Origin of the sequence: Clostridium sp. BJN0001 (assembly GCF_022869825.1) — a bacterium.
Classification (GTDB): Bacteria; Bacillota; Clostridia; order Clostridiales; family Clostridiaceae; genus Clostridium.
Window position 1 is genome coordinate 1,550,735 of the sequence record NZ_CP094971.1, and the last position, 15,812, is coordinate 1,566,546.

Annotated in this window: 18 protein-coding genes; 9 read left to right on the forward strand and 9 right to left on the reverse strand. The window is 26.4% G+C overall.

Translation table 11 applies throughout. The annotated features are described in order from the left end of the window. The first annotated feature begins 77 nt into the window (after positions 1-77). Positions 78-1,079 (forward strand): histidinol phosphatase, encoded by a 1,002-nt coding sequence (locus MTX53_RS07480; protein ID WP_244833099.1) that lies wholly within the window; start codon positions 78-80, stop codon positions 1,077-1,079. 34 nt (positions 1,080-1,113) lie between these two features. Here MTX53_RS07480 and MTX53_RS07485 read toward each other — a convergent pair whose 3' ends face one another. Further along, on the reverse strand, positions 1,114-1,452 hold the full coding sequence (locus tag MTX53_RS07485) for a hypothetical protein (protein ID WP_244833100.1): 339 nt from the start codon (positions 1,450-1,452) through the stop codon (positions 1,114-1,116). A 181-nt stretch (positions 1,453-1,633) separates the two neighbouring features. Between MTX53_RS07485 and MTX53_RS07490 the strand changes: the two genes are divergently transcribed. After that, complete coding sequence (locus tag MTX53_RS07490; RefSeq protein ID WP_244833101.1) at positions 1,634-2,101, forward strand: Lrp/AsnC ligand binding domain-containing protein; 468 nt, start codon at positions 1,634-1,636, stop codon at positions 2,099-2,101. 291 nt (positions 2,102-2,392) lie between these two features. Continuing rightward, positions 2,393-3,148, forward strand: a complete 756-nt coding sequence (locus MTX53_RS07495) for a putative ABC transporter permease (RefSeq protein ID WP_244833102.1) — start codon at positions 2,393-2,395, stop codon at positions 3,146-3,148. Positions 3,149-3,172: 24 nt separating this feature from the next. Here the strand turns inward: MTX53_RS07495 and MTX53_RS07500 are convergent, their stop codons facing one another. Further along, complete coding sequence (locus MTX53_RS07500) at positions 3,173-4,933, reverse strand: phosphoenolpyruvate carboxykinase (RefSeq protein ID WP_244833103.1); 1,761 nt, start codon at positions 4,931-4,933, stop codon at positions 3,173-3,175. Between the two features lie 192 nt (positions 4,934-5,125). On the opposite strand from MTX53_RS07500, the gene MTX53_RS07505 reads away from it, so the two are divergent. Next, positions 5,126-5,974 (forward strand): ComEC/Rec2 family competence protein, encoded by an 849-nt coding sequence (locus MTX53_RS07505; RefSeq protein ID WP_244833104.1) that lies wholly within the window; start codon positions 5,126-5,128, stop codon positions 5,972-5,974. 64 nt (positions 5,975-6,038) lie between these two features. On the opposite strand, the gene MTX53_RS07510 is transcribed toward MTX53_RS07505, so the two are convergent. Both MTX53_RS07510 and MTX53_RS07515 read right to left on the reverse strand, forming a co-directional pair. Further along, positions 6,039-6,734, reverse strand: a complete 696-nt coding sequence (locus MTX53_RS07510) for a class I SAM-dependent methyltransferase (RefSeq protein WP_244833105.1) — start codon at positions 6,732-6,734, stop codon at positions 6,039-6,041. 332 nt (positions 6,735-7,066) lie between these two features. Further along, positions 7,067-7,612, reverse strand: coding sequence for an NADH peroxidase (locus MTX53_RS07515; RefSeq protein WP_244833106.1), 546 nt, complete (start codon positions 7,610-7,612; stop codon positions 7,067-7,069). Positions 7,613-7,824: 212 nt separating this feature from the next. Between MTX53_RS07515 and MTX53_RS07520 the strand changes: the two genes are divergently transcribed. The 3 genes from MTX53_RS07520 to MTX53_RS07530 are packed head-to-tail and all read left to right on the forward strand — an operon-like array spanning position 7,825 to position 9,857. Further along, positions 7,825-8,736 carry a DUF5685 family protein gene (locus MTX53_RS07520; protein ID WP_244833107.1) on the forward strand — a complete coding sequence of 304 codons (912 nt, stop codon included), beginning with the start codon at positions 7,825-7,827 and terminating at the stop codon, positions 8,734-8,736. After that, on the forward strand, positions 8,723-9,349 hold the full coding sequence (locus MTX53_RS07525; protein WP_244833108.1) for a DnaJ domain-containing protein: 627 nt from the start codon (positions 8,723-8,725) through the stop codon (positions 9,347-9,349). The genes MTX53_RS07520 and MTX53_RS07525 overlap by 14 nt, the downstream gene beginning before the upstream one ends. A gap of 13 nt (positions 9,350-9,362) precedes the next feature. Beyond that, positions 9,363-9,857, forward strand: coding sequence for a hypothetical protein (locus MTX53_RS07530; protein WP_244833109.1), 495 nt, complete (start codon positions 9,363-9,365; stop codon positions 9,855-9,857). 21 nt (positions 9,858-9,878) lie between these two features. On the opposite strand, the gene MTX53_RS07535 is transcribed toward MTX53_RS07530, so the two are convergent. Beyond that, a complete protein-coding gene (locus MTX53_RS07535; protein ID WP_244833110.1) occupies positions 9,879-10,895 on the reverse strand; it encodes a pyruvate kinase in 1,017 nt (338 codons plus the stop codon). A gap of 126 nt (positions 10,896-11,021) precedes the next feature. On the opposite strand from MTX53_RS07535, the gene MTX53_RS07540 reads away from it, so the two are divergent. Next, complete coding sequence (locus tag MTX53_RS07540; RefSeq protein ID WP_244833111.1) at positions 11,022-11,504, forward strand: DUF4883 family protein; 483 nt, start codon at positions 11,022-11,024, stop codon at positions 11,502-11,504. Between the two features lie 34 nt (positions 11,505-11,538). After that, entirely contained in the window at positions 11,539-12,372 is an 834-nt protein-coding gene (locus MTX53_RS07545; RefSeq protein WP_244833112.1) for a PHP domain-containing protein, read from the forward strand. Positions 12,373-12,425: 53 nt separating this feature from the next. Here MTX53_RS07545 and MTX53_RS07550 read toward each other — a convergent pair whose 3' ends face one another. From MTX53_RS07550 to MTX53_RS07565, 4 genes are all read right to left on the reverse strand, one after another. Next, positions 12,426-13,817 (reverse strand): aminopeptidase, encoded by a 1,392-nt coding sequence (locus MTX53_RS07550; RefSeq protein WP_244833114.1) that lies wholly within the window; start codon positions 13,815-13,817, stop codon positions 12,426-12,428. Positions 13,818-13,840: 23 nt separating this feature from the next. Further along, positions 13,841-14,755, reverse strand: a complete 915-nt coding sequence (gene hprK / locus MTX53_RS07555) for an HPr(Ser) kinase/phosphatase (RefSeq protein ID WP_244833116.1) — start codon at positions 14,753-14,755, stop codon at positions 13,841-13,843. Between the two features lie 15 nt (positions 14,756-14,770). Further along, positions 14,771-14,959 (reverse strand): DUF896 domain-containing protein, encoded by a 189-nt coding sequence (locus MTX53_RS07560; RefSeq protein ID WP_244833118.1) that lies wholly within the window; start codon positions 14,957-14,959, stop codon positions 14,771-14,773. A 413-nt stretch (positions 14,960-15,372) separates the two neighbouring features. After that, positions 15,373-15,768 carry a hypothetical protein gene (locus MTX53_RS07565; RefSeq protein ID WP_244833119.1) on the reverse strand — a complete coding sequence of 132 codons (396 nt, stop codon included), beginning with the start codon at positions 15,766-15,768 and terminating at the stop codon, positions 15,373-15,375. Between the last annotated feature and the right edge of the window lie 44 nt (positions 15,769-15,812).

The following is a 15,812-nucleotide window of genomic DNA, read 5'->3' on the forward strand; positions in this document are numbered from 1 at the left end:
ATTACAGAAAGTTATTGTCATTATTTTAAGTGTAATAGTAATAAAATATACTATAATTATTTTTTTAGAGGTTTATTTTGAATAAGAATAAAATTAATAACGATAATGTTCTGACAATAAATGATTTAAAATTTTTTTATGGAATACCAAGATGTACAAGTACATCTGAACATTACAACATTTCAACTGAACAAATTTTTTATTATGCTAGAAATAATGGACTCAATTTCATATTTTTAAGTGATAATAATAATCTTTTATTAAAAAGAGTATCTATGCAAAATAAGATTATGACAAAATTTGAAAAAATGAAATATACTGCTTTATCATATAGAAGAAAACATAATCATTTTATTCCTCTTATAGGTTTTCAAACATCAACTTCATTTTTAGGAAACATAAGTATAATAAATTCTAATACTTTCTTTACAGGTATAGCAGCGAACATTGAGCTATTTTTATTATGGTGTTCATATAACAATAAATCACTTATTATAATTTCCAATAATGAAAACAATATAACAAATTTTAACTATAATAAGTATTTGAATAAAATAGTACAATGTATAGAAGTGTCAGGTTCAAATAAAAAGAATTGTTCAATATGTGAAAAAAACTATTATCATATGCTTGATATGGGATGGGAATTAAGTGCTGTAAGCGGAGGATATAAAAATATATTAAATAGTTCTAATCTTCATAGTACTACATGTGTTTTATCGCAAGATTTTGCAAAAGATTCTATATTAAATTCATTTAAACTTCATAGAACCTATTCAACAGAATCTTTAAGTTTAAAATTTTACTTTACTATAAATAATCATTTTATGGGAGGCACTATACCTAAAACAGATGAAAAATTATTTTTTTCCATTTATGCAGAAGATAAAAATATAAAAATAAATAGCATATTTATAATTTCACAAAATGGAATAATAATAAAACGAGTTGAAAATTTAAATCTTAATAAAGTGAAATATCTATATTCACATAAACCACGTATGATTGAGCACTGGTATATAATAAAAATTGTTCAAGAAAATAATAAAACAGCTTATAGTTCACCAATTTTTAGATAAAAAAAGATGTTTAAACATAAACATCTTTTTTTATCTATTTATTATTTTTTTTGTTTTTTACTCTGTTAGGCTTTGGCTTAGATTTAATTACTATTTTCTTTTCTTTCTGTTTAGGTCCGCCGGTTTGCATAATATCCATAAACCATAAGAAAAATAATACCGAAACTACTGAAAGCGCTATATTTACATAATTATTAATTATGCCAATTTTACCTGAAAACAGTTGTATTACAAATAGAACTATTGCAATTGCAAGTGGTATATACTTATTAATTCTGACTTTTGTAAATATAAATTTTCTGCAAACATAATATAATGCAAATATTATAACTAACATAAATAAGAAACTTAAAATTCCAAATACAATATTCATTTAACCATCCTCCTATTATATCCATATCTATCATATTAAATTTTAAATTAAAATTAAGATTAATTCAAGTAATATTCATACTTATAAATATTTTTTTATTTTATTTTTTAAAAAACCTTTAATTTATTCGCAAATTTTGATAAAATAGAATTATATTTTAATGAAAAGAGGTTTTTTTTATATGCCTATAAACATTAATTCTCATTTAGATGATTTAGACATTCAAATTCTTAAACTTCTTATTAATGAATGTAGAATTCCATATCTTGAAATAGCTAGGATATGTCATGTAAGCGGAGGAACAGTTCATGTAAGAATGAAAAAGATGGAGGATTTAGGTATAATCAAAGGTTCAAGAATAAATCTTGATCTTCCAAAATTAGGCTATGATGTATGCTGCTTTGTAGGTATATATGTCGATAAAATAGCTCATCTTAACTCTGTTCTTGAAGGAATTAATAGTATAGAAGAAGTTGTAGAATTACATCTTACAACTGGAGATTATACTATGTTTGCTAAAATCGTATGTTCAAATATAAAAGATTTACAGAATATTCTTCTTGAAAAGTTAAATAAAATTGATGGTATTCAAAGAACTGATACATTTTTATCTCTTTCTCAACCTATAGACAGAGATATATCAATTTAAATTTTTTCATATATTATGTAATGTATATTATCTTTATTTTTTCATAAACTATTTTATATTCAGAATGTTTATTTGAAAATTTAATTGATAATATTTTTTCTTGTATTTATTAGATTAAACGGAATTGACTAGAAATTAATAAGATAATTTTATTATTTAACTATAATTAATTTTAAAGGGAACAGGAATCTGTTCCCTTTATTATTTATTAATAAAATTTAAGAATATATTAATTTAATTTTATATATTTTATATTATAATAATTATAAGTACTTACAAAAGGAGGATACAATGCTTAATAATTTAATTTGCTATAATATAATATTCTATTTTATGATTTATTCATTTTTAGGATGGTGTACAGAGGTTTTATATTATTTTAAAATAGAACATAAATTTGTAAATCGTGGATTTTTATACGGACCATTTTGTCCAATATATGGATGTGGAATTATACTTGTTATAACGCTTCTTGATGAATATAAGAATAATTTATTTATTCTTTTTATATCTGCATTTTTCTTAACTAGTATACTTGAATATATAACTGGATATATATTAGAAAAATTATTCAAATCAAAATGGTGGGACTATACTGATGATCCTTTTAATATAAATGGAAGAGTATGTCTATTATATTCTATATTATGGGCTATATCATGTGTTTTTATTATAAAAGTTCTGCACCCTTTGAATATATTAATTTCAAATAATATCTCATTAAACATAAAACTATTTGTTTCATACGTATTCTCAATTTACTTTTTTACAGATTCAATTTTTACTGTTCTTTCTTTAATAAAATTTAAATCTTTATTAACTAAACTTCAGTTGCAGCTTGTAAGTGTTCGTGAATCAGAAATTTTTACAAGAGGAAATGTTATTTTAAATGCAAAGGAAAAAGCTTTAAAAACAGTGCAATCTTTATCAAAAATGAAATTCAATTTAAATCATATACGTCTTATAAAAGCTTTTCCAAATGTATCTTCCAAAAAATTTGGATATATACTAAATTCAATAAAAGACTATATAAAAAAAGAAAAGTAAGATTATCTTACTTTTCTTTTTTTGTTATTTATCTTTTCTAAATTTCTTTATCTCTTCAAATAATTCAAGTGCCGCATTTCTAGGTCCATCTTTTTCTTGTCCTTTAACGCCAAGGCATGTCCTTATCTGTCCTACTTTAACTTGACCTGAATTATACATTGTATCGAAATACTTTTTAATAGTAGCTCCAGTTTCTTTCTGCTTCTGTACAGGGCCAAATGGATTTGCAAAGAATGTTTTACTTAATCCTTTTTCTGAAGTAGTTCCTTTAGCCATTCGTGCTCCCTCTACAAATACAGGCATAGCTTCTTCAACTTTATCAAAATAATTTAAGTATTTTCCATCTTTTTCTACAGATTCATAGTTATTTGCATAGAATAAAAAGTCCACTTTATGAGGCTTATTTATTTCTTTATATGAAGCTGCTGGAACAACAAGTCTTGCATTTACCTTATCAGGATTCATAAAAATACTTCTATCCATTTCTTTAAATGCATAGCCTTGATCTAAATCATCAAGTCTTACAAATGCTCCAATTTCAGTTCCATATGCATTAATTACTCCATCTTCAAGTTTAAATGTACCCATATCATCAAATATAATTGTCATATCTGAAATATACTCTTCACTAAGACTTCTAAATGCTTCAAGACTTTCAGATTTACCTGCTCCACTGTCACCCATAATGACAACATTTGCTTCAGCACCAGTCTTTAATACTACATTTACCATTGAACCATGTATTGGAAGGTATCCTTGCTTAATCATTAATAAATTATAAAGAGTTAATACCATCTTTTTTACATATCCAAAATAATCTATTTCTTCTGAATGATTAATATATCCGAGCATTACATCATTCTTTTTATCATCATAAAATACAGTCTTTAATTCTTCACCATCATCTTTTGCACCGAATACAAAAATCATATCTGGTTTTCTTCCTCTTGTCTCCTGGCTTCTTGCCATCTCAAAAAGATTACATAAAGTCACGCCATGTTCCATAAAATCTCTATGGAAATAGATAAAAATAAGTTTTCCGCCTATTTTAGCAGGATAACAGAACCAATGTTCCTTATTTATATCTGCATACTGAAGTGGATTATAGTCAACTTCTGTAAAAATTCCTTTTCTTGTATTTCTCTTTGGATAAGTAATAAATGGTGTTTCAAGAAGTATGTGATCTATAAAAGGAATACTTTCAAGTGATTCATATCCTTCTGGTATTGCCCATCCTATCTGATTAATCATTATACATGCATTTCCACCTGCAGGAATCTGTCTATAAACCTTTGGCTCATATCCAACAACATTCTTTTCAACTTTTCTATATAATCTTAATATAAGTTTTGAAAAATTACTGTTGGCATCTGTAAAACTTACTGCTGCAATTCCTTGCTGTTCTTTATATCTATGAATTAAAGTATATCTTTCAAGTTTTCTCCAAAATAAATAGAATCCCTCAATAAAAGAAATAAACGAATCTTTATCCTGTAATAACTTTGAATAATCTTCATTATGTTTTACAAGTTCATCTGCACCCATAACTGTAAGACACTTTATTACTTTAATAAGTTTAATTCTTATATCTATAAGACTCTCTGTATCAAATGCGTTCTTTATAAATTTAAATAATGTTGTATTCTTTTTTTTAGATTTTCTTAGATAAATTTCTAATACTCTTCTAAATCCTTCACTTTCAAGTAACGATTCGAAAGTATCACAATACTTTGCAGTAAAATTTAACATAACTTTATCGTTACTAATTGAAAATTCTTTTTTCATAATTTGCCCCCTATATGAATTTTTCTATTAATTAAAATTGCATAATTCAATGTATTTTCACACATTAATTTCATTATACCATAATTTTTGCAATATTCAACATTGTCTTTTTGCATTTTCGCATTTTTTGTAACAATTTACATGGTTAATAAATATTTTTATGTCAATTATTATATATGGAGGTGATTTGTTTTGAAATTAAAGAAATTTATACTTATTTTTTTAGGAATCATACTTACTATTAATATATTTTCATGTAATAAATTTAATACTAATTTCCCATATATGAAAATACATTTTATAAACGTAGGTCAAGGTGATGCAATTTTAATACAGGTAAATAACAAAAATTTATTAATAGATTCAGGACCCTCGGAATCGAAAGATATGATTTTAAATTATCTTGATTCTCAAAATATCAAGAAATTAGATTTTGTAGTTGCAACTCATCCACATGAAGATCATATAGGAAATATGTCTTCAATTATAAATTCTTATCCTATAGACTATTTTTGTGCTCCTAAAGTTACATCTGATGCTAAATATTTTGAAAGAATGATTTATTCTCTTAAAAAGAAAAATCTAAAAATTAATGTTTTAAATATAAACGAAAAATGTCCGATAGATTTAGGTAAAAATACTGAAGTTAAAGTACTCTCCCCTACAAATAGAAAATATGATAATATAAATAATTACTCCTGTGTATTAAAAATAAAATTTTTAAATAATACATTTCTTTTTATGGGTGATGCAGAAAAAGAAGCAGAAGATGAAATATTAAGTAATTTTAATGATATACATGCAGATGTTATTAAGATTGGTCACCATGGTTCTGAAACTTCAACCTCTAATGAGTTTTTACAAAGAGTTTCACCTAAAATATCTATTATTTCATGTGGATACAATAACAATTTTGGTCATCCACATAAAAAAACTCTTGATAAATTAAAAAATATAACCAAAATATATAGAACTGATATGGATGATAATATTGTATTAATTTCTAACGGACATAAAATACTAAAACTAAAGGCACCCTAAATTGGTTGCCTTTAGTTCGTTAAATTAGAAGAATGTGCAATAAGTATTATACTCATAACCTTCGTTATTTTTTTCGTAAAATAACATGATGAAAGAAAGCAATGGCTTTATACTCTTCTAATTCACTTACCTTCAATTCCATTTCTAACATCTGTTCCTGCCATGCCTCATCTTTTTGAATCTCCTGATTTTGCTGTAAATCCCAAAATGTTCTCATACCTAAGATTCTTTCTAATTCAAATTTATCTGACCATTCTAATAGTTCTTTATCCTCATAGTAATTAATCATGCCAAACTTTTGTGCATGTCCATTTTTACCTTCCAATAATTCATTGGCATGTTCAAAATTATTCAGTAATACTACCATCTGCATAACTCTTCCAACCCTATTATGTTTTAAAACAGAAAGATAACCGTTCTTCTTTAATATCCTTGAAAATTCCTTTATGATTTCTTCTCTTTCATTTGCATATTCAAAAACATTGTGACACAATATCACATCAAACGATTCATTTTCAAAATTTTCAAGTTCCTTTATGTCTCCTTTTATTTGTATATAGTTATTTTCTCTAAATCTATCTTGAATCGTATTTTCATCTGGCTCAATTGCTATAACCTCATTGTCTATTGCAAAATGGTTGGCTGTCATTCCATTTCCACTTCCAAAATCCAAGACTTTTTTATTATGTATGTGTTTTAATTGTTTCCATGTCATTTTCTTCTGTAGCAACTCCCAAGGGGCAATATCTTTAGAATCCATTCTTAATACCTCCTAATTATATAAACAATTTTTACTTCGCATTTATTACTATTGTACACTAACTTAATTATATAATACATAAATAGAAGTAACAATATGACATTTACTAAGTAAACCACTAGAACTTGTATATATTTTAAGAAAGAAAGTCAAACAAATCCTTAAATACATATAATCCAGTTGTTTCAGAAGATATAGCTATTTAACTCTGTATAAAATACTGTTTACAATAAGTTATGTACTATAAAATAAGCTGTTGCGTACACAGTATTGTACACAACAGCTTATTTTAATATTCACCATTTAATTGTTTAGGCGAATTGGTTAAAATCTTATTTAAAGTATCTGTCAAGTAATCCCTTGAATGCTTTTCCGTGTCTAGCTTCATCTTTAGCCATTTCATGAACTGTATCATGGATAGCATCTAAATCAGCTGCTTTAGCTCTCTTTGCTAAATCGAACTTACCTGCTGTTGCACCATTTTCAGCAATAACTCTCATCTCTAAGTTCTTCTTAGTTGAATCAGTGATGACTTCTCCTAATAATTCAGCAAACTTAGATGCATGTTCTGCTTCTTCATGTGCTGCTTTTTCATAGTATAAACCAACTTCAGGATATCCTTCTCTAAATGCAACTCTTGACATTGCTAAGTACATTCCAACTTCATGACATTCTCCATCAAAGTTAGCTTGAAGATCTTTATATATATCTTCTTTAACTCCTTTAGCAACTCCTACAACATGTTCAGCAGCCCAGAAAAGTTCGTCTTCTTTCTGTTCTGTAAATTTATCAGCTCCTGCTCCACATACTGGACATTTTTCTGGAGCCTTTTCTCCTTCATATATATAACCACAAACTGTACAAACAAATTTTTTCATAATCTTTCTCCTCCTAAAATATTATAATTATAAAATTAATATTTAATCGCTAATTAGTTTAATGTCTAATCAGTAATCATTTCTTGTCTACAGTCATTATTATATAATAATAGTTCTTATTTGTAAAGCCTTTTTTCAAAAAAATGTTGTATTGTTTATTTATCGCATAAACTGTATAATAATGAAGAGAAAATTGTTAAGGAGTGATTCTTTTGTTTGGATATGTTACTCCACTTATACCAGAGCTTAAAGTTAAAGATTATGAACGTTTTAAATGTTATTATTGTGGGCTCTGTATTCATCTAAAAGAAAACTTTGGTAATATTCCAAGGTTAGCATTAAATTATGACATGACTTTTTTAGGAATACTTTTAGATGCGTTAAGTTCTGATGATGTTTCAGTAAAGAAACATGTATGTATTCTTCACCCTTTTTCAAAAAAAGTTGTTATTAATAATAATAAAGCATTATTATATGCTGCATCTATGAATGTTGCTTTGTTTTATTACAAACTAACTGATGATTATATAGATGATAAAGATATATTAAGTAAAATCAAATCAATGATATTATCGCCTTACGAGAGAAAATTTTCTAAAGAGATTGATATTATAAATTCTGAAATAAAAAGTAATCTATTATCGCTTCAAAAACTTGAAAAAAATAAGAATTTTAATTCTTTAGATGAAATTTCTGATCCTTTTAGTAAAATTGTTGGAATAATACTTAAATATTATCCCTATAAATTAAAAGACGATTCTAAAGAACTAAGAAATACCTTATATAATCTTGGATATTGTCTTGGAAAGTTTATATATATAGTAGATGCTCTTGATGATCTAGAAGATGATATAAAACGCTCAAAATTTAATCCAATTCAATTTCTATATAATAAGGATAATATTCCTTATAAGACTTTTATAAAGCAAATTAAAGATAAAATTGATTTTATAATTTATAATTGTGGATATACAATTAATGAAAATTTAATAAATTTAAAATTGTATAAGAATAAGGATATACTTTATAATATAATTGAGCTTGGTTTAATGGATAAATATAAAAAAATAACTAACCATAAAACTAATGAACATAAAAGGAGTGATTCTAATGAATCCTTATGAAATACTAGGGGTAAAAGAAAATTCAACTCAGGATGAAATAAAAAAAGCTTATAGAAAATTAATAAAACAATATCATCCTGATAAATACGTCGATAATCCTCTTAAGGATTTGGCTGAGCAAAAAATGAGAGAAATTAATGAAGCTTATGATATGCTTACTAAAAACAAAGGACAAAGTTATAATAATAACAATACGTCTTCATCATATTCAAATTCTTCATATTCAGGCTCTTCTTACGGAAATAACGAAACTGCATCTTTTGCATCTGTAAGAAATTATATTCAAATGAGAAATCTTGATGCTGCTTTAAATGAACTTAACTCTATTTCTTATAAATCAGCAGAATGGCATTTTTTATATGGTGTAATAATGGCAAATAAAGGATGGTACGACTCTGCATTTGACCATTTAAATACAGCAGTAGGAATGGATCCAAACAATTATGAATATAGGCAAACTCTAAATAGTTTAAACAGACGAAGTAATGCATATCAAAACCCTTATCGTACTGTGAATACAAACAGACAAGATGCATGTGACTGTTGCATAAATTTATGGTGTCTTGATTCTATATGTGAATGTATGGGAGGCGACTTAGTCCCTTGTATGTAAAGAGGTGATTAAAATGAAAACAAAATCTATAGCTGAAGGCGGCATCTGTGTTGCTCTTACAATAATGCTATTATATTTACATTCAATTATGCCTATAAGCAGGCTTGCTTTTATAACAATTGCGTCTTGTATAATTCCAATATGTGTTATAAGGCTTTCAGTTAAAAGCGCATTTATTATATTTGTTGCGTCCAGCCTGCTTTCTTCATTTATTATGCCTATACAAACAACTATTTATTATACATTCTTGTTTGGACCATATGGTTTATTAAAATATTTTATAGAAAAATTTTCAAATAGGTTTATAGAAATTATTTTAAAGCTACTTTCATTAAATGTATTATCGTCATTTGTATTTTTTTTAATACTTAAAATAACAGGAATAAATTTATTAAAAGAAAATCTATATTTTATTTTATTCTTTATTCAAATAGTATTTTTATTATATGATTATGCACTTACACTTATAATTTCTATATATTATAAAAAAATTCATAAAAAAATATAAATAAGGTAGCGTAAAGCTACCTTATTTATATATATTTATTAAGTATCTAAGATACTCTATAGTCTTTAATGGAAATTTTCCAACAGAAGTTTCAGATGCAAGAAGAAATCCTGATACTCCAAGCTTTATAAATCTATATATACTTTCAATTTCAGGAATAGATGCTTCTTTTTTGTATTTCATACTATCTAAAACATGTGTTGCTATTACTATATCTTTATTTTGCATTCTTGTCTTTTTTATTATTTTTTCTTCTAAGAAAGGAATTTCTTCAAATGTTATTTCAGCAGCAAGATCCCCTCTTGCTATCATTACTCCATCTGAAACATTTACTATTTCATCTAAATTTTCAATTCCTTTTCTGCTTTCTATTTTAGCCCATATTTTAGGACTATATTTCTCGTCTTGCTTATTGTCATTTATAAAGTTTCTTATTAAATTTATATCTTCTTTGCTTTCAACAAACGACTGACAAATTATATCTGCTCTGTTTCTTATTGAATAATTAAGAGCTTCAATATTCTTTGAATCTAACGTTCTGTCAATTATATTAAGATTTTTAATATTACATCCTTTTCCTGCCCTTATTATACCTCCTGTATCAGTAAGTGCAGTAATGACACCTCCATTATTCTTTTTAATAATAAATTTCATTGTTTTATCTTTTATATATATATAGCCTTTTTTTATTGTTTTTAATAATTCTTCAGATATATTAAGCGGTATAATTTTAATAAACGTTTTTCTATTTTTCATATTTTTATATTCGTTTTCTGAACAGAATTCAACCATTTCCCCCTCATATACTTTAAATGAATATTCGATACATTTTGAAACACGAACCTTAAATCCAGGTAAATCATACAAAAGTTTAATATCACTTTGTGAATCTTTTAATAATTTAATTAAGTTGTCAGTATCTTTATAAACTATATGAGAAAAATTTATACGCAAAATTTCTGTTCTCTTTTTATTTATAATACTGTTAAAAGTTTGTTCATTATTAATAGAAGGTCCTACTGTAGATATAATATACATAAATTTTCTCCAAATATTACTATATTTAATAATACAGTTTAATATACGATTTTATTCATAAATACGTTCTAAATAAAAGTAACTGAAATAAATTATTATAGACAATATTCTTAAGGAGAGTTAAATTTGAAAAAATTAATAATATTTATATGTTCTTTCTTTATTTTTATACTTTTTTCATCATGTGCTATTCCTAATATATATACTATAAACACAAAACCTAGTCCCAATTATTACTATACTAACCTAAGTAGTAAAATTTCAAATACTAGTTTTGATGTATCTATAATCGATACAAATTTTTATAAAAATGTAAACTTAACAGATGAATATAAAGATATGTTTAAGAACTTTATTTCTTATATTAATATCCAAGATATAACAGAAGACTCTACAAAAACATTTAATAAAGAAGCTTATAGGATTCATGTAAAATTTAGTGATGGTTCTAAATATCTTATTAAAGTAATAGATAAAGAAACTATTCTTCTAAATCCTGAAGATGGACGTTACTCAGAAGATATTATTTCAATGAAGAATATTCCAGTAAGATACAATCTTTACGATTTATGCACTAATTTATTAAATATGCCGCTTAAAATATCATAATAAATAATGTATACTAAAATCAGGAGATGATTTTATGGAAAAATGCGATTTTCACATTCATACGATTTATTCAGATGGACTTTTATCTCCCTCTGAAATAATTTTGCTGTCAGATGAGCGTAATCAAAAATATATAGCTATAACTGACCATGACACTACAGAAGGCCTTGATGATGCAATTAATCTTTCAAAGAATGCTAACGTGAAGCTTATCCCAGGAATAGAGCTTTCTACATCATATAAAGATAAAAGTGTTCATATACTCGGCTTTTTTAAAAAAGATTCATATAAAAATAAGGACTTAAATTCTAAATTAACCGAGCTTCAAAATTATAGAGTTATTCGTGCAAAAAAAATAGTTCAAAAACTTAAAGATGAATTTAATATTATCATAAGCGTAGAAAAACTTCTTAAAAATTCAAAAGATACAGTTGCACGTCCCAATATTGCAAGAGAAATTATTAATGCAGGATACCCATATACACATGAATATATATTTAATAATTTTATTGGTGAAAATTGCAAAGCTTATGTAAGAACAAAAAAAATAAATACTAAGGATGGAATAAACTTTTTAAAAGATAATGGTGCAGTTGTTTTTCTCGCTCATCCAAAACTTATACATAAGGAATATCTACAAGAAGTTTTAAAGCTACATTTTGATGGTATAGAAGCTATATATTCTCAAAATACAAACGAAGAAAATAGTTATTTTATTGACTATGCAAAGAAAAATAATTTACTTATTTCCTGTGGCTCTGATTTTCATGGTAATCCCACTAAAGATAAAAAGCATGGAGATCTTGGATGTGTTGAACTTTCTAGAGATGATTTAAATAAATTTTTAAGTGCCTTAGATATTAAATAAACTTAACAAAAAAGCTGAGCATTAATTTTAATGTTCAGCTTCTTATTTTTATTTTATGCTTCAAGTAAAAATGCTTTATATCCTTTCATAGTTTCATAAATATCAGCTTTACTTGCTATTTCAAACGGAGCATGCATATTAAGAAGTGCAACGCCACAGTCTACTACCTGCATATTATATTGTGCAAGTATATATGCAATAGTTCCACCTCCACCTGCATCTACCTTTCCAAGTTCTGATGTCTGAAATGATACTTTATGCTTATCCATTATATCTCTAAGTTCTGCCATATACTCTGCATTTGCATCATTACATCCAGACTTTCCTCTCGCACCAGTATACTTATTAAATACCATTCCATAACCAAAGAATGCTGAATTATTTTTTTCCATAACTGATGAATAATTAGGATCATATGCTGCTGTAACATCTGATGAAAGCATTTTAGAATTTGTAAGACATCTTCTTAATTTTATTTCTGAATAATCGCCAATAAGATTTATTATCTCAGCAGCTGTATTTTCAAAAAATCTTGAATGCATTCCTGTTGCTCCTATACTTCCTACTTCCTCTTTATCTACGAGAAGAAGACAACATGTTTTATCTGTTTTTTTAATATCTAGCATAGCTCTTAATGATGAATATGCACATATTCTATCATCATGTCCATATGCCATTACCATACTTCTATCAAGACCGTAATCTCTAGCTTTTCCAGCTGGAACTACTTCAATTTCAGCAGATTTAAAATCATCCTCTTCAAAATCATACTTATCTTTTAATAATTTTAATATATTCTTCTTTACAGCATCTTTTTTACTTCCTTTAAGAGGAATACTACCAACTAAAACGTTAAGATCTTCTCCTTCAATAACTTTATTTCCTTTTTTAGTTAACTGCTCAGAAGATAAATGAACGAGTAAATCAGAAACACCAAATACAGGATCATCTTCATCTTCTCCTATATTTATATTAATAACAGTATTATCTTTCTTTACTACAACACCATGAAGTGCTAGTGGAAGAGTAACCCATTGATATTTCTTTATTCCTCCATAATAATGTGTATCAAAAAGAGCCATATCAGTATCTTCATATAGCGGATTCTGTTTTAAATCAAGTCTTGGAGAATCTATATGTGCTCCAAGTATCTTTAATCCCTTTTCAATGCTTTGATTTCCTATTATAAAAAGTGCAACTGCTTTTTTCTTATTAACAGTATATACTCTATCTCCTGGTTTTAATGTTTTACCTTCTTTTATAATTATATTTAAATCTTTATATCCATTTTCTTCTGCAAGTCTTACTGTTTCTATGACACATTCTCTTTCAGTCTTACATTTTGACATAAAATCTTTATAATCATTACAGAATGCAAAAACATCTTTTATTTCTGATTTACTGTATTTATTCCATGCAATTTTATTCTGCTCTTCCTTATCCATTAGCTAAATCTCCTTTTTATATGTTAATTTATATTATTAACTTCATTCATTCTATTTTCTATAACATCAACAGGTGTCTTATTAGCAAGCTGAAGATATCTGTAATTTACTGCAGCTGCCTCAATAATTACTGCAATATTCCTTCCTGGCCTTACTGGTACAGTAAGTTTTCTTACCTTTATACCTAGTATATCCATACACTCATTTTTTACGCCAAGTCTATCATAATCGTTATCATCTTTCCAATGTTCAAAATGCATTGCAAGATTTATTTCCTTTTTCTGCAAAACACAACTTGTTCCATATAAAGATGTAACATCAATTATACCTATTCCTCTTACTTCAAGCATGCCCATAGTTATTTTAGGTGAAGATCCAATTAGCTTTTCATCTATTTCTTTTATATCAACAGCATCATCTGTTACAAGCCTATGGCCTCTTTTTATAAGCTCAAGTGCTGTTTCACTTTTGCCTATGCCGCTTTCTCCTGTTATAAGTATTCCTATTCCTGAAACGTCTACAAGAACTCCATGTAATCTTGTCTCAGGAGCAAGTTTTTCAGCAAGATACACATTTGCTCTAGTAACAAACTTAGTTGTAACAAGATTAGTTCTAAGAAACCATATATTATGTTTTTTAGCTTCTTTTATGAGTTCACTATGTGGTTCAAGATTTCTTGTAATTACTATACACTTTACTTCAAAACAAAAAAACTTTTTGACTCTCTTTTTTCTAAGTTCAATCTGCATATCATCTAAAAAGCTCCATTCAGCTTTTCCGATAACCTGAATTCTTTCAGGCGCAAAATAATTATAAAATCCTGCAAGCTGAAGTCCGGGTCTATTAATATCATTAACTGATATTTCTACATCTTCTTTTCCTTCAACTAATATCTCTAAATTTAGGTCCTTTATAAACTTCTTTATTGAAACTCCCACTACTTATATCACCCTTTAATTTTTATTTGGTTTTATACCATCAAGCTGCATTTTGAAGTTCCTTTTTACATTATCTATGTATCGTCTTCTAAGCTTAGCTTGAAACCTCTTTTCTTCTTCTACTAATCCTGTTTCTTTACTTTTTTTATATAATAAATTTATATTTTCTATAACTTCTTCAATTTTCATTTCATCAACGTTCATTTACATATCATCCTTTCATATATTAATTTTACCTATTTTGTATCATATAATCAATGATATTTTACTCTATATACTTAAATATGAAAATATTCTTAAACTAGACGTTATAAAGAATAAAAATTTTAGTATAAAAAAGCACCTCTCACGAGGTGCTAATAATTTTTTACTAATATTCCCAACATGCCGTCACTTAAATATTCAATACCTGCTCCTCACAGGTGGGTTAAACTCATACCACTTCTGTCATCTTCTGTAAAAAATTAAAATGAAGTTCGACATCCATAGTAATGTTGTAAATCCCTTTTTACAAATGTAGGTTGAATATGTTAAGCCATTCGTACATCTCAGGAATTTATATTCTTATTATAGCACATCTTCTAAGAAAATCAACCTTAAAGATAATGGGATTTTTGTTAATCGTAATCGTTTAAAATATCTTCTAGCTCATCAACATCAATTTCATCAGATACTGCTACTAAAAACTTAAATTGCACAAATCCTGCGCGACTAGAACTTTCTGTATTATATATGGCAAATACATTAAGTTCATCTTGCATATCTTCTATTATTGCACTCACATCATCTGTAGCTAAATCTTTTAAATATGGATAATAATATTCATTATACCATTCTTCACTTTCTTGTTCATAATCGCTTTCTTCATTAGCGTAGCTTCTTGCAGCTTCATACGATTCTTTATCAAATGCGTATTCAAAACTTAATATAACATAATTAACATCTTTTTTTTCTTCAATAATGTTCTCCACATAATTATCTTCTAAATATTTAATAATTTGATTATTTTCCATATAGTTCACCTCTTATTTATATCTTCTACCCATATTATATGATA